13 protein-coding genes are annotated in these 15,438 nt (G+C 55.7%); 3 read left to right on the top strand and 10 right to left on the bottom strand.

Annotation, left to right across the window (positions count from 1 at the left end):
• Positions 1 to 87: 87 nt before the first annotated feature.
• On the bottom strand, positions 88 to 1,386 hold the full coding sequence (locus SERS4_RS0122350) for an MFS transporter (protein WP_012147019.1): 1,299 nt from the start codon (positions 1,384 to 1,386) through the stop codon (positions 88 to 90).
• Between the two features lie 390 nt (positions 1,387 to 1,776).
• Here SERS4_RS0122350 and uxaC point away from each other — a divergent pair, with 390 nt between their 5' ends.
• Both uxaC and SERS4_RS0122340 read left to right on the top strand, forming a co-directional pair.
• On the top strand, positions 1,777 to 3,189 hold the full coding sequence (gene uxaC, locus SERS4_RS0122345) for a glucuronate isomerase (RefSeq protein ID WP_017894123.1): 1,413 nt from the start codon (positions 1,777 to 1,779) through the stop codon (positions 3,187 to 3,189).
• Positions 3,190 to 3,209: 20 nt separating this feature from the next.
• Positions 3,210 to 4,700, top strand: a complete 1,491-nt coding sequence (locus SERS4_RS0122340; protein WP_017894122.1) for a UxaA family hydrolase — start codon at positions 3,210 to 3,212, stop codon at positions 4,698 to 4,700.
• Positions 4,701 to 4,765: 65 nt separating this feature from the next.
• On the opposite strand, the gene sstT is transcribed toward SERS4_RS0122340, so the two are convergent.
• The 6 genes from sstT to SERS4_RS0122310 form a co-directional block, all read right to left on the bottom strand.
• Entirely contained in the window at positions 4,766 to 6,001 is a 1,236-nt protein-coding gene (gene sstT, locus SERS4_RS0122335; protein ID WP_012147016.1) for a serine/threonine transporter SstT, read from the bottom strand.
• A gap of 266 nt (positions 6,002 to 6,267) precedes the next feature.
• A complete protein-coding gene (locus SERS4_RS0122330; protein WP_017894121.1) occupies positions 6,268 to 7,245 on the bottom strand; it encodes a TerC family protein in 978 nt (325 codons plus the stop codon).
• 258 nt (positions 7,246 to 7,503) lie between these two features.
• Entirely contained in the window at positions 7,504 to 8,235 is a 732-nt protein-coding gene (locus SERS4_RS0122325) for a glutamine amidotransferase (protein ID WP_017894120.1), read from the bottom strand.
• Position 8,236: 1 nt separating this feature from the next.
• Positions 8,237 to 9,217, bottom strand: coding sequence for a Gfo/Idh/MocA family protein (locus tag SERS4_RS0122320; RefSeq protein ID WP_017894119.1), 981 nt, complete (start codon positions 9,215 to 9,217; stop codon positions 8,237 to 8,239).
• Between the two features lie 50 nt (positions 9,218 to 9,267).
• Positions 9,268 to 9,780 carry a M48 family metallopeptidase gene (locus tag SERS4_RS0122315; protein WP_012147012.1) on the bottom strand — a complete coding sequence of 171 codons (513 nt, stop codon included), beginning with the start codon at positions 9,778 to 9,780 and terminating at the stop codon, positions 9,268 to 9,270.
• Positions 9,773 to 10,096: a HigA family addiction module antitoxin gene (locus tag SERS4_RS0122310; RefSeq protein ID WP_017894118.1), complete on the bottom strand. Its 324-nt coding sequence runs from the start codon at positions 10,094 to 10,096 to the stop codon at positions 9,773 to 9,775. Before SERS4_RS0122310 ends, SERS4_RS0122315 begins: the two co-directional genes overlap by 8 nt.
• Positions 10,097 to 10,421: 325 nt before the next feature.
• On the opposite strand from SERS4_RS0122310, the gene rlmG reads away from it, so the two are divergent.
• Positions 10,422 to 11,561 (top strand): 23S rRNA (guanine(1835)-N(2))-methyltransferase RlmG, encoded by a 1,140-nt coding sequence (rlmG, locus tag SERS4_RS0122305; RefSeq protein WP_017894117.1) that lies wholly within the window; start codon positions 10,422 to 10,424, stop codon positions 11,559 to 11,561.
• On the opposite strand, the gene SERS4_RS0122300 is transcribed toward rlmG, so the two are convergent.
• The 3 genes from SERS4_RS0122300 to SERS4_RS0122290 form a co-directional block, all read right to left on the bottom strand.
• Positions 11,555 to 12,811, bottom strand: a complete 1,257-nt coding sequence (locus SERS4_RS0122300; protein WP_017894116.1) for a type II toxin-antitoxin system HipA family toxin — start codon at positions 12,809 to 12,811, stop codon at positions 11,555 to 11,557. The two genes, rlmG and SERS4_RS0122300, sit on opposite strands and share 7 nt — an antisense overlap.
• The gene (locus tag SERS4_RS0122295; RefSeq protein WP_012147007.1) at positions 12,804 to 13,076 is read right to left on the bottom strand and encodes a helix-turn-helix domain-containing protein; all 273 of its coding nucleotides are present in this window, start codon (positions 13,074 to 13,076) and stop codon (positions 12,804 to 12,806) included. Before SERS4_RS0122295 ends, SERS4_RS0122300 begins: the two co-directional genes overlap by 8 nt.
• Positions 13,077 to 13,161: 85 nt before the next feature.
• Positions 13,162 to 15,183, bottom strand: coding sequence for an NADPH-dependent 2,4-dienoyl-CoA reductase (locus tag SERS4_RS0122290; protein ID WP_017894115.1), 2,022 nt, complete (start codon positions 15,181 to 15,183; stop codon positions 13,162 to 13,164).
• Positions 15,184 to 15,438 lie beyond the last annotated feature (255 nt).

Here is a 15,438-nt window from a genome sequence, read left to right as displayed (position 1 = left end):
GCGTAACCATGGATTTGTTATACCACTTATCCTGCGGAGCTACCAGTGGCCGGGGGGCGCGCCCGGCACGCTGGCCGGGCGATGGGGTTAACTGCGAGCCGAGGCCGGTTGCAGCGGATCTTCCTGCGGCTGTGAGGCCGGCCGATTTTGCAGGATGGTCCAGATGGCGATGGCACCGAGAATATCGAATACCGACAGCGCGGCGAACAGTGGGCTAAAACCCAGAGTATCGGCCAATGCGCCGACCACCAGGGCAAACATTGTGCTGGCGGTCCAGGCTGCCATGCCGGTCAGGCCGTTGGCGGTGGCCACTTCGTTGCGACCAAACACGTCAGATGACAGGGTAATCAGCGCGCCAGACAGCGCCTGATGGGCAAAACCACCGACGCACAGTAGCGCGATAGCCGCATAAGGACTGGTAAACAAACCGATCATTCCAGGGCCAATCATTAGCACGGCTCCCATAGTGACCACCAGTTTGCGTGAAACGATCAGGTTCACCTTAAAGTGCTTTTGGAAAAACGGTGGCAGGTAGCCACCAACGATGCAGCCGAGATCGGCGAACAGCATCGGCATCCAGGCGAACATGGCGATCTCTTTCAGGTTAAAACCATAGGCTTTGAACATGAATAACGGGATCCAGGCGTTGAAAGTGCCCCAGGCAGGCTCTGCCAGAAAACGCGGCAGCGCTATGCCCCAGAACTGGCGGTTGCGCACAATCTGCCAGGCGGACATTTTCTTGGCGTTGTCGGTTTGGTGCTGCGCTTCCTGGCCCTCCAGAATGTACTCGCGTTCCTCACTGCTGAGTTTCTTCTGGTCTTTCGGGTGCTTATAGAAAATCAGCCAGCAGATGGCCCAGATCAGGCTTAGCACGCCGGTGATGATAAACGCCATTTCCCAACTGTGTGCCACTATGGCCCAGACCACCAGCGGTGGAGCGAGCATGCCGCCGATTGACGAGCCGACGTTGAAGTAGCCAACGGCTATCGAACGTTCTTTGGCTGGGAACCACTCGCTGCTGGCCTTGAGCCCGGCGGGGATCATCGCCGCCTCTGCCATGCCAACGGCGCCGCGCGCCAGTGCCAGACCGCCCCAACTGTTGGCGAGTGCGGTTCCCATACAAAACAGCGCCCACAGAATGGCGAACATGGCGTAACCCACCTTGGTACCCAGTACGTCCAGCACGTATCCCGCCACCGGCTGCATCAGGGTGTAGCAGGCAGAATAGGCCGCGACAATGTACGAGTACTGCTGCGTGGTGATATGTAAGGTGCCTTCCAGCGTCGGTGCCGCCACGGCCATGGCATTGCGGGTCAGGTAGCCCAGCACGGTGCCGATGGTCACCAGCCCGATCATGTACCAGCGTAACCCTTTAATTTTACGCATCCAAAATATCTCCCAGTCTTCAATAGGTGACGCCGAGATGGCGGCAGTGTTTTAGGGGGATCCCCCTTTTCGTTGTTCTGCGCCGGCCTGTCCGTCACCGACGTATTCCCGCCGCATGAACGACTGGGTGGCGAGACAATAACTTGTCATACAGATTTAAAAGTTGAGTGATATCACAAAAGCCGTTTTTCAATTGGGCAATACTGTTTGCTGGATAATTATGCGATTTAGACGAGTTTTTGCCGTAAAACTGCCGTTTAACGGCCTTTTATGGCTGATGCTACCCAGGCAGTGGGTGATATTTTGCTGGACGCTCAGTGAAATTGGTGTGATAACTTTGTCGCATTGGACAGAGTACCGAACGGCAAGCAAGGCGAGGAACCAAAAAAGATGGCGACGTTTTTAAGCGAAGATTTTCTGTTGGGCAACGAATTTGCCCGGCGTTTGTATCATGACTATGCGGCAGACCAGCCGATTTTTGACTATCACTGTCATTTACCGCCGGAGCAGATCGCCGAGAACACCCGCTTCAAAAATTTATATGAGATCTGGCTAAAGGGCGATCACTATAAATGGCGGGCGATGCGCACCAACGGTGTGGCTGAACGGCTGTGTACCGGAGATGCCGGTGACCGTGAAAAGTTTGATGCCTGGGCCGCTACCGTGCCGCATACCATAGGTAATCCGCTCTACCACTGGACTCATCTGGAGCTGCGCCGCCCGTTCGGGATTACCGGCATGCTGCTTTCCCCAACGACTGCGGACGATATCTGGCAGCGGGGCAACGCCTTGCTGGCGCAGGATGATTTCAGGGCGCGTGGCATCATGCAGCAAATGAATGTGAAGATGGTTGGTACTACCGACGATCCGTTCGACGATTTGCGCCACCATAAAGCGATTGAGGCTGACAGTAGCTTCGATATCAAGGTGTTGCCAAGCTGGCGACCGGACAAGGCGTTCAATATCGACGCGCCGGGTTTCAATGATTACCTGCAAAAACTGGAAGCGGCAGCGGATATCAATATTGGCCGTTTTAGCGCGCTGTGTGACGCGTTGAAAAAACGCATGGATCATTTTGCCGCCCATGGCTGCAAGGTGGCTGACCATGCGCTGGACGTGGTGGTGTATGGCGAAGCGGACGAAAGCACATTGGACGCGATTTTAACCGCGCGCCTGAGCGGCAAGCTGCCGACGCCGGAGCAAAGCGCCCAGTTCAGAAGTGCGGTACTGCTGTTCCTGGCCGCCGAATATCAACGTCGCGAATGGGTACAGCAGTATCACATCGGCGCGCTGCGCAATAATAACAGCCGTATGCTCGCCAGTGTGGGGCCGGACATCGGCTTCGACTCGATTAACGACCGGCCGCTGGCGGAGGCGCTTTCTCGCCTGCTGGACGCCCAGGCACGCCAGGGCGGCCTGCCGAAAACTATTCTGTACTGCCTCAACCCGCGCGACAACGAAGTGATCGGCACCATGGTCGGCAACTTCCAGGGTGAGGGCACGCCGGGCAAGATGCAGTTCGGCTCCGGCTGGTGGTTCAACGATCAAAAAGACGGTATGCAGCGGCAAATGACGCAGTTGGCGCAACTGGGCCTGCTGAGCCGTTTTGTTGGCATGCTGACCGACAGCCGCAGTTTCTTGTCTTATACCCGTCATGAATATTTCCGCCGCATCCTTTGCCAGATGATTGGCGGCTGGGTGGAGAACGGGGAAGCGCCGGCGGATATTACGTTACTGGGTGAGATGGTGAAAAACATCAGCTTCGACAATGCCAAAAACTATTTCGCCATTGAACTGGCGTAGCCGTTGCCCGAGGTGGGTTTATGCAAAGCATGGTAAAAATTCATTCGCTGGATAATGTCGCGGTAGCGCTGAGCGATCTGGCCGCCGGCGAAACCTTGGCGTTGGACGCACTGACGATTCGGCTGGCGCAACCGGTGACGCGTGGGCACAAGTTTGCGCTGCAGCCGATCGCTGCCGGTGAGGCCATCATCAAATACGGCTTGCCGATTGGTCATGCGCTGGAAGCCATAGCGCCGGGTGAACATATTCACTCGCAAAATGCCAAAACCAACCTGAGCGATCTCGACAGCTATCAGTATCAACCCGCTTTCCCGACGCTGCCACCACAGGCTGCGGATCGTGAGGTGCAGCTTTACCGCCGAATCAGTGGGGAGGTGGGGATCCGCAATGAACTGTGGATCGTGCCGACCGTTGGCTGCGTCAACGGCATTGCCCGGCAGATCCAGCAGCGTTTTCTGAAGGAAACTCAGGATGCGCAGGGGATCGACGGCGTGCATCTGTTCAGTCATCCGTTTGGTTGTTCGCAACTGGGTCAGGATCATGAGAACACCCGCACCATGCTGCAAAATATGGTTCGCCATCCGAACGCCGGGGCGGTGCTGGTGATTGGACTCGGGTGCGAGAACAATCAGGTGGATGTGTTCCGCAGTACGCTGGGCAGGGTCGATGAGCAACGGGTGCGCTTTATGGTGTGCCAGCAGCAGGACGATGAGGTCGAAGCCGGGCTGGAGCAGTTGCATGCGCTGTATCAGGTGATGCGTGACGATCGCCGTCAGCCGGGTAAGCTGAGCGAGTTGAAGTTCGGACTGGAGTGTGGTGGATCGGACGGTCTGTCCGGGATCACCGCCAACCCACTGCTGGGGCGTTTTTCTGATTACCTGATCGCCAACGGCGGCACCACGGTGTTGACCGAGGTACCGGAGATGTTTGGTGCCGAACGGATCCTGATGAGCCGTTGTCGCGATCGGGCGACCTTCGAGAAGACCGTCAGCATGGTCAACGACTTCAAACAGTACTTCATCGCCCATAATCAGCCGATTTATGAAAACCCTTCACCGGGCAACAAGGCTGGCGGGATTACCACGCTGGAGGAAAAATCCCTCGGCTGCACGCAGAAAGCCGGGCAGAGTCAGGTGGTGGACGTGCTTAAGTATGGCGAACGCCTGCGCCAGCCCGGCTTAAACCTGCTCAGCGCGCCTGGCAATGATGCGGTAGCGACCAGCGCGCTGGCCGGTGCCGGCTGTCATATGGTGCTGTTCAGCACCGGACGCGGCACGCCTTATGGCGGCTTCGTGCCGACGGTGAAACTGGCCACCAACAGCGAACTGGCGGCGAAGAAACCCCACTGGATTGATTTTGACGCCGGTCGGCTGATCCACGGCACCTCGATGGAGAGTCTGCTGGAGCAGTTTGTCGACCTGATCGTGGCGATCGCCAATGGTCAGGCGGCGCGTAATGAAGTGAATGATTTCCGTGAGTTGGCGATTTTTAAAAGCGGGGTAACCTTGTAGGGCTGTGATAGTGAGGTCAAAAAAAGGCGCCCAATAATGAGCGCCTTGTTGAATAAGCTCGGAAATTAACGCACCTTCAGCGGATCTTCATCTGCCAAACGTTGGTCTTCCGCCTGACAGGCTGCGGCAGTAAACAGGACGTCGGTAGAAGAGTTCAGTGCGGTTTCGGCGGAGTCTTGCAGAACGCCGATGATAAAGCCGACGGCGACCACCTGCATGGCCACGTCGTTCGGGATGCCGAACATGTTACACGCCAACGGGATCAGCAACAGCGAACCCCCGGCCACGCCGGAAGCACCGCAGGCACAAACGGCGGCCACTACGCTCAGCAGCAGCGCGGTCGGCACGTCAACCGGGATCCCCAGAGTATGCACCGCCGCCAGCGTCAGCACGGTAATGGTGATCGCCGCACCGGCCATATTGATGGTCGCACCCAGCGGGATAGAAACCGAATAGGTGTCTTCGTTCAGATTCAGTTTTTTGCACAGCTCCATATTCACCGGAATATTGGCGGCCGAGCTGCGGGTGAAGAACGCGGTCACGCCGCTTTCACGCAGGCAGGCGAACACCAGCGGATAAGGATTGCGACGGATTTTCCAGAAAACGATCAGCGGGTTAAGCACCAGTGCGACCAGCAACATACAGCCGATCAGTACCACCAGCAGTTGAGCATAACCCCACAGTGCGCCGAAGCCGGTTTCTGCCAGCGTCGAAGCCACCAGGCCGAAGATGCCAAGCGGGGCGCAGCGGATCACCGCACGCACCACCATGGTGACTGCATGTGACATATCGTTAATCAATGATTTGGTGGTGTCAGAGGAGTGACGCAGCGCCAGTCCCAGACCCACAGCCCAGGCCAGAATACCAATATAGTTAGCGCTAATCAGCGCCTGGAACGGGTTGGCCACCACGCTCAACAGCAGGCCTTTCAGCACCTCAATAATGCCGCCCGGTGGGTTGATCTCGGCATTGCCGGCCACCAGCGCCAGGTTGGACGGGAACATAAAGCTGACCACGACCGCCACCAGCGCCGCAGCGAAGGTTCCCAGCAGGTAAAGGAACAGGATCGGCCGGATATTGGTTTTCTGCCCGTGTTTGTGATTGGCGATTGAGGCCATGACCAACACCAGCACCAGTACCGGCGCCACCGCTTTCAGTGCGCCAACGAACAGCGCACCCAGCAAGCCTACCGCCGAAGCCGTTGCCGGTGAGACCAGCGCAACAATAATACCGGCCACCAGGCCGACCATGATTTGTTTGACCAGACTGCCCTGAGTGATCTTCTGTAATAGTTTTTGCATAGTGCTTTTTCTTCCCGATGATGTTGCTTACAGCTTTATCTCGGCGGGAACCTCGCCGGACAACTTTTATTTGAATCTGTAACCAAGTGTGTTTGCCAAATCAGTATTCAGTAAACCAGGGGGGTTGGAAAGGGCCAGCGGTGAAATTCTGAGGGCGGATCAACTCTTGATAACATACTGGTTACATTTGTGTGATCGCAATAACGTTTGGCGTTTTAGGCGAATTGCCAAACAATCACGGGGCGACTAGCGCCCCGGATAACAGATTATGGTGCTTTATTATTAGTCAGGCGGTCATTCCGGCGGTTAACCCAGGCGTTGATCAGCAGCGTCAGCGTCAGGATACTGGCGACTACGCCGAGTGAAACACCGATCGGAATGTGGAACAAATCGATAATCAGCATCTTGACGCCGATAAACATCAGGATCAGCGACAGACCATATTTCAGCATCGAGAAGCGTTCTGCCACGTTAGCCAGCAAGAAGTACATGGCGCGCAGGCCCATGATGGCAAACAGGTTAGAGGTCAGGACGATGAACGGGTCGGTGGTCACGGCAAAGATCGCCGGGATGCTGTCGACCGCAAAGATCACGTCGCTCAGTTCTACCAGGATCAGCACCAGTACCAGCGGCGTAGCAAACAGCAGGCCGTTGCGGCGCACGAAGAAGCGCTCACCTTCCAGATTATCAGTCATGCGCAGATGGCTGCGCAGCCATTTCACCAGCGGTTTGTCGCCAATCGCCGCGCCATCTTCCTTCGCCAGCGCCATCTTGATACCGGTGAACAGCAGGAAAGCGCCGAACAGGTACAGCAGCCACTGGAACTGGGTCACCAGCCAGCTACCGGCGAAGATCATGATGGTACGCAGCACGATCGCGCCCAGTACGCCAAAAATCAGCACCCGACGCTGAAGGTTGGCCGGAACGGCAAAGTAGCTGAACAGCATCAGCCAGACAAAGACGTTATCAACCGCCAACGCTTTTTCGATCAGATAGCCGGTGAGGAAGGCCAGCGCCTGTGTGTCGGCAACGGCGCGCCCGGCGGTTTGGTTCAGGTAGTACCAAAAACCCAGGTTAAACAGCAGAGAAAGGCTGACCCACACCAGCGACCAACTGGCGGCCTGCTTCAGCGTCATGGTATGCGCGCCTTTGCGGCCCTGCAGCAGCAGGTCAATTGCGAGCATCACAACTATGATGGCGGCAAAGCTGCCCCATAACCAAGGTGTGCCAACGGTATTCATCATCAGAGGTATCCTTCAAAAACAAAAACGGCCAACGTCGGAAGACGCTAGCCGCTCTTATGAACGCTGCAAGCAAACCTCGCCTTCCGGCAAGGTCTCACTTACAACGTTGATGAAGGTGCACCTTGGTGCTCCCTGACATCAGGTTGCCCGGTAACCGGGTGCTTGCGCACCGTAATGACGATTAACCGGCAATGAAGTTACTCCCCTTTGCACGGCAGAAAGTAATGCAAAATGTGTCAGCGGTCAACGTTTATTGCACTACCCGGCCAGGGCTTTTTGCGCGCCCAGGCTGACGACAAACCCTTGCAATAGCAGCCGGCTGAACGGCGTATCGCTAACCTGCTGTTGCTTAAGCTGATACTCCGCCTGTTGCTGCGGATACAGCTCACCGAGCCAACTCAGATACTGGTGCATCACCGCGCCGTTAAACTCTGGGTGGAACTGGGTGGTCAGCACGTTATCGCCATAACTGAGGATCTGATAAGCATCCTGTTGCGAACGTGCCAGCACTACGGCACCGGCAGGGGGCGTCAATACGCTCTGGGAGTGGATCAGATTCGCCTTGAAGCGCGGCGGCAGCATCGCCATTCGCCGGTCATGGGCGGCGGCGGGCAACAGCTCGATATCCAGCGTCCCCACCTCCATGCCCTGCGGGTGATAGCCAACTTCCCCGCCAAGCGCATAGGCCAGCAACTGATGACCGTAGCAGGCGCCAAAAATCGGCAGTTTGATTAGCATGGCCTGACGCAGCCATTCGGCGGCCTGTTCGCTCCACGGCAGTTGCTCGGTGACCATCGCCGGTGAACCGGTGATCACCACCCCAGAGTAGTGTTGCGGTGGCAGCGGTTGTTGGCCGGCGGGTAGGTGCACGATCTGCACGCGATCGGCGTCGATATTCCCATGTTGCAGGAACATACCGTCGAAATTGGCTTTTTCCTGGCGGATAACTTCCGGCGCGTCGCCGGTCTGCATCAGTAATAACGGTTTCATGTCATTCTCCGTCGGCAGGAAATACTACGCCGGTCTGGCGGCGGATTTCGGTCAACAGGCGGGCGATAATCAGCGAGTTTTCCAGCCCCGGATGTTCTACCTGCCGTTTCTCCACCAGTTCGGCGAAGACTTGCGCTTCGTACAGCATGGTATTGATATGCTGCGGCTGGGTCAGATCCTGGCGTTGACCACCGCGTGGCGTCAGCACTACGCCCTGACACTCCGAGATTTTCTCAATTACCAGCGTGCCTTCTTCGCCCTGGATCTCGCTCGGAATGTCCGAGTTGCTGACCTTGGAGTGGGAGAGGGTCACGTCGAAGTCGCCGTAGTTGAGGCAGGCGGTGCCGTGCGCATCAACGCCGGTATCCAGCAAGCTGGCGCTGGCGATCACCGATTTTGGCTCACCGAACAGCGCCACGGCACTGGCCAGGCAGTAATAACCAATGTCCATGATCGAACCGTTGGAAAACTGCGGGTTGAAGGTGTTTGGATTTTCACCGGCCAGATAGCGTGGGTAGCGCGAAGAGTATTGGCAGTAGTTGATAAAGGCTTTCCGCAACCGGCCGATTTTCGGCAGCGTCTGCTGCAAGGTCAGGAAATTCGGCAGGTGGGCGCTTTTAAAGGCTTCGAACAGCACTACCTGATTTTCACGTGCGCAGGCCACCAGCTTTTCGGCTTCGCGCAGGTTGGATACCAGCGGTTTTTCGCAAATTACGTGTTTTTTATGGCTGAGGAATAACAGCGATTGCTGGTAATGCAGGCTATTGGGGCTGGCGATGTAAACCGCGTCGATGGCGTCTGACTGGGCCAGCGCTTCCAGGGAATCGAAAAACAGACTGACGGGGTAATTGGCACCAAATGCCTGCGCCTGTTCCAGCTTGCGCGAATAGACGGCGGTCAGCTTCAGTTTGCCGCTTTCGTGTGCGGCATCGATAAAGCGTTCCGTAATCCAGTTGGTACCAACAACGGCAAAGCGAATCATAGATATCTCCGGTTCCCAGACGTTAGAAATCAGAGTATCACAGGGAATCGTCAGGTATACAGATTGCCAAACACGGAGAGGTGGGTCAGATACAGCCGGGTATCGAACTCCAGTTGATGGTAGTTGGGTTCCATATGGCAGCACAGACTGTAGAAAGCCTTGTTGTGGTCTTTTTCTTTCAGGTGCGCCAGTTCATGCACCACGATCATGCGCAGAAACGGCTCCGGTGCCAGCTTGAATACCGTCGCCACGCGGATTTCCGCCTTGGCCTTCAACTTGCCACCCTGCACGCGGGAAATGGCGGTATGCATGCCGAGCGCGTGTTTCATTACCTGGATTTTACCGTCGTAGGCCACTTTGCTCAGCGGCTGGGCATTGCGCAGGTACTGGTTTTTCAGATCGACGGTAAACTGATAAAGCGACTTGTCGGTGGTGCAGTCGTGCACCTGCGGATAGCGCTGTAACAGCACTTCACCCAGACGCTGCTGGTCGATCAACTGCTGCACCTGGCTTTGCAGATGTTCAGAGTAACCCTGCAGGTAAGTCAGTTCGATTTCACGCATGAGTAATATCACGCCCCAGAATTTCCATAATTGGACGCAGTCGCTCGCGCTGCATATTTGCCTGTCGGGCTTCCCAGCGGTCGTGGGCCGCCTGCAGGTTTAGCCAAAAATCTGCAGTGGTTTCAAAAAGATCGGCAAACAGGTTTGCCTCCACAACGCTGAGACGGCGATGCCCATTGCATAAACGGTTTACCGTGGCGCGAGTGACGCCCAAGACCTTGGCCAGATCCTCCTGGCCGATACCCAGCGGTGTTAAGTACTCTTCTTGCAGCACTTCCCCCACCGTAGTGGGTTTTCGGCTTATGGTCTCTAACATAATTCTCCGTTGCCTAGGTATCTTGATGTGGGTCTAGGTAAATCAGCTCGGCGGCATCATTGCGCCAAATATTTGTCTCGGAAAGACGAAATCATTTCCTTCCCCATTCCATTGGGCCAATGAGTGTAACATTTAAAGTTACATTGCGTCGGATTAAAAATTGCTCAATACAGATTAAGCGGAAGGAATGCTATAGCTATCAGCAGCGAAAAGCGGGTTTGGCTTTCCGCTATGCGAGTGAATGCGCAATTTATCCGAAAAAACATTTTACTGGCGGACGTTTTTAGGGGATAAACAGCCCAAATTTTATCAGTCAGGAGGGGCAATGAGCCAACTCGATCTGGGAACACAGCAACTTGAGCTGGAGCGTTATCCCCAACAGGAAGAATCCACCCAACTACAGGCGTGGGAAGCGGCGGACGAATATCTGCTGCAACAGCTTGAAAATGTAAACATTGGCGATCGTCCGGTGCTGATTTTCAACGACAACTTCGGCACGCTGGCCTGTGCGCTGCACAGCCATCAGCCTTACAGCATCAGCGATTCTTACATGAGCCAGTTGGCCACGCGCCATAACCTGAAGCTCAATGAATTGGATCCGCTGCAGGTTACGCTGCTGGACACCCTGGCCGAATTGCCTGCGTCACCGGCGGTGGTGCTGATCCGCATTCCTAAAGCGCTGGCACTGCTGGAACAGCAGCTGCGTGCGCTGCGTGATGTAGTGGCACCGGACACGGTGATCATCGCCGGGGCCAAAGCGCGCGACGTGCATACCTCTACCATGCAGCTGTTTGAAAAGGTGCTCGGCCCCACTCGCACCAGCCTGGCATGGAAGAAAGCGCGGTTGATCCACTGTGAAGTCGCAGACATCGTGCCACCGGCAGCGCCGGTAACCACCAACTGGGTGCTGGACGGCACCGATTGGGTGATCCACAACCATGCCAACGTGTTCTCACGCAGCAACCTGGATATCGGCGCACGCCTGTTCCTGGATCATCTGCCGCATGACATTGAAGGCCACATTATCGATCTCGGCTGCGGTAACGGTGTCATCGGCATGGCCGCATTGATGCAGAACCCGCAAGCCCAGGTGAGCTTTGTTGATGAGTCCTATATGGCGGTGGCCTCCAGTGAACTGAACGTGGAGCATAACCTGCCGCAGGATATGGATCGTTGCCAGTTTGAAGTGAACAACTCGCTGGCGGGGATTGAGCGTGAAAGCGTGCAGGCGGTGCTGTGTAACCCACCGTTCCACCAGCAGCATGCGATCACCGATCATACCGCCTGGCAGATGTTCTGCGACGCCAAGCGTTGCCTGCAGGTGGGTGGCGAGCTGCGCATTGTCGGCAACCGCCATCTGGATTACCACCAGAAGCTGAAGCGTTTGTTCGGTAACTGCACCCTGATCGCATCCAACAAGAAGTTCGTGATCCTCAAAGCGGTGAAATCCGGCGCACGTTACTGATTGGCGGAGCGTAGAGTCAGCCATTTCCCATCAATATCTCGTTGAATCTCTTTGGCTAATGCGGTTGGTAACCCGACCGTATTAGCCTGTTGTTGGAAATGGCTTACCACGCTGTAAATTTCTTCGGCCACATTCATTACGGCCTTGGCGTTGGCCAAACCGGCCTGCCCGGCCATCATCGTCATTGCTGATGCGGTGATTTTCGAACCGTTACCGTTAAAAGCCGTCATATGCTGACCATAAGGCGAAGGGCTATAAACGATGTCATAACAGGGGGATAGCCGCCAGTTGTCTTGATCATCCGCCAGAAAAGCAAAGTTTTTGGCGTGGTCGTCCTGATTTACCGTCAGATAATTGAACAGGGCTCGGCGTAGTAATTTTCTGGCTTCTTCCACACCGCAGAGTATTCGGGTCGCTTTAATCAGATCGACATAATCCAATGAAGGCTCACGAAAAGGGGCATCCAATAATCCGCTGGCAGAAATCATGTGCCGACGGCCATGGTCACCCACGCAGTCAAAGCGTTCTTGCTCAAGCCAATGACGGTCTTTGCCAATATCGATCAAAGTAAAGTCTGCGACTTCAATACCGGCTTGCCGCGCCATCGTCATATAAACGTATTCGATCTGGCTTTCACGATGCCCAAGGGCAAATTTCTCGGAGGTTAGCTTTACCAAAAGCTTCTTGCCGACAGCATCCTGTTGGCTAGAAAAAGTACCATCAGCTAAGCGAGTGACGCTTAATTTTGGCCGCGCGCCCCCCGATCCCCCGGCATCCATCAAATGAGCAATCAGGTGTGACTCCGTCCCTTCAAACTCCTTAACGGCCTCATTCCCCAGTGTTATCAAGGTTAAATCTTGATTGTTCTCCTGATGGGATAATGGCAAGTCAGGCTCATAAAACAAAGCACCAAACCCACGTTCACCGGTGAAGGCCAACCTTTCCAATACGCTAATTGTTCTGGGATTGTAGCCATTTTGTCGAAATACACGATCCATCAAATAAAGCCCCCAACCATCCGGCAGGCTATCGGCAAAAACACCCTGTAACCCGTAATGCGGCTGTTTTGGTGCCTGATGCAAAAAGTTATCCCAGGGCAAATTGAAGGGGGAAAGTGAACTCTGATGCGAGGCTAAATAGCTTTCGTCGTAACGGAAATAAACACCGGTGGCATTTTCTGCCAGTTGCCCCACATTTTGTACATTGCCATCGCTCAGGCGACGTTTTACCAGCAGAGGAATATCAAGCATTTTTCAATACCTCCTCAATAGTTTGCGGTCTATTGCGGGTTCTGGTCAGTTGATGAAGTTCATTCAGATCACCAAGAGCGTCATAGAGCATCAGGAACTGACGCAATGAGATATTGCCGTCGGCTTCAAACTTGCGGATGGTACTATTAGGGACGCCAGAAATTTTAGCCAAGGCGGCGACTGATAATTTACGGCGTTTACGCAATTGCTTCAGGTAATCCTGCAGGGCGAGTTGCGTATCGTAGGGAGTATGTAGGGAAATCATGGTGCACCTATGACAACCTTAATTGCTACTATTATAGCAATTAAGGTTATATATAGGTGTTTTTTGCCACTATAGTGGCAATTTTTTACAGCGCCATCGCCAGCCGCGTGCCCTGATCGATAGCGCGGCGGGCATCCAGTTCGGCGGCCACGTCCGCTCCGCCAATCAAGTGCACCGTTTTGCCCATATCCAGCAGCGGTTGTTGCAGCTCGCGGCGTGGTTCCTGCCCGGCGCAGATAATCACCGTGTCTACCGGCAGACAACTTTCCTGCTCGGCCCGTGAAATATGCAGGCCTTCATCATCAATACGTTGATAATTCACGCTGTTGAGCATTTTTACGCCGCGCATCGCCAGACTGGTGCGGTGGATCCAACCGGTGGTTTTCCCCAGGCCTTCACCCACTTTGCTGGTCTTGCGTTGCAGCAGATAAATCTGCCGAGCCGCGTGCGTCGCCACAGGCCCTTCGGCTGCCAGACCGCCGCGATGGTTAAGCTGGTTGTCGATACCCCATTCACGGTTAAACTCCGCCTGATCCAGACTGCTCGACACGCCGTGCTGGCTGAGGTACTCGGCGGTGTCAAAGCCGATACCGCCGGCACCGATAATCGCCACCCGTTGGCCGACCGGTTTTTTGTCGCGCAGTACGTCCAGATAGGTCAAGACCCTGGCGTTATCGATGCCAGGGATCTCCGGGGTACGCGGCACGATGCCGCAGGCGAGGATCACTTCGTCAAATTCTGCCAGGTCGGCCGCCGTCACCCAGGTACCCAGTTTCAGCGTTACCTCCAGCAGCGCCAATTGGCGGCGGAAGTAGCGCAGGGTTTCATGGAATTCCTCTTTGCCGGGGATCTGTTTGGCAATATTGAACTGGCCGCCAATCTGGTCGGCAGCGTCGAACAGCGTCACCCGGTGGCCACGGCTGGCGGCGGTGGTGGCAAAGGCCAGCCCGGCTGGCCCGGCGCCGATCACCGCCAGTTTCTTCGGTTTTTCTGCCGGAACCAGTGGCATTTCGGTTTCGCGGCAGGCGCGTGGGTTAACCAGGCAAGAGGTGAGTTTGCCTTCAAAAATCTGGTCGAGGCAGGCCTGGTTACAGCCAATACAGGTATTGATTTCGTCGGCGCGACCTTCGGCGGCCTTTTGCACAAAGGCGGCGTCGGCCAGGAACGGACGGGCCATCGACACCATATCGGCGCAGCCGTCTGCCAGCACCTGCTCGGCAACGGCCGGATCGTTAATGCGGTTGGTGGTGATCAGCGGAATGCGCACTTTGCCCATCAGCTTACGAGTTACCCAACTGAAACCGGCACGTGGCACCATGGTAGCGATGGTCGGAATACGCGCCTCATGCCAGCCGATACCTGTGTTGATGATGGTTGCACCAGCCTGCTCAACTGCCAGCGCCAACTGTTCGATCTCCTGCCAGCTGGAACCGTCTTCCACCAGATCCAGCATCGAAAGGCGGTAAATCAGAATGAAATCGCTGCCGACCGCCTGCCGCACCGCCCGGACGATCTCCACGGCAAAACGCATGCGGTTGCTGAAGCTGCCGCCCCATTGGTCGTCGCGCTGGTTGGTGCGCGACACCAGAAATTGGTTGATCAGATAACCTTCGGAACCCATCACCTCGACGCCATCGTAACCGGCCTGCTGCGCCAGTGCCGCACACTGGGCGAAGTCGGCGATGGTCTGCACGATCTCCGCCTCGCTCAGCGCAGTGGGAGCGAAGGGATTGATCGGTGCCTGCAGCGCGGAGGGGGCGACCGGCTGCGGCTGATAACTGTAGCGACCGGCATGCAGGATCTGCAGCGCAATTTTACCGCCGGCCTGATGAACGGCCTCGGTGACGATGCGGTGGTGGCTGACCTGCTGTGGTTGACTGAGGGTGGAGCCGCCGCGATACACCACGCCCTTTTCATTGGGGGCGATCCCGCCGGTGACGATTAGCGCCACGCCGGCCGCCGCGCGTTCGGCATAGAAAGCGGCCATGCGCTCGGGGCCATTGGGCAGTTCTTCCAGGCCGGTGTGCATCGATCCCATCAGCACCCGATTTTTCAGGGTAGTGAAGCCGAGATCCAGCGGCGCCAGCAGGTGTGGGTAATTGCTCATTGCAGTCTCCATCGCGTCTTTCATCGTTATTATTATGTACGACCAAGTGGTCGGATGAGATAAATCTAGCCGTCTTCACTGCGGTTGGGAACCTGCATTGCGCTGAATGTGATAGATGTCATGAATCTTTATTGCTGTTTGCATCGTGAACAGCAAATCGGTTAGCATTTGCGCGTTGAAATACCTTCTCTCTGCGGAGCCATTACCGAAAATGAACACACACGCCTGCTGATATCTTGTCCCACGTTGCGCACA

Source organism: Serratia sp. S4 (assembly GCF_000347995.1).
GTDB lineage: Bacteria > Pseudomonadota > Gammaproteobacteria > Enterobacterales > Enterobacteriaceae > Serratia > Serratia quinivorans.
This window is presented reverse-complemented; position numbering and strand designations above follow the sequence as displayed.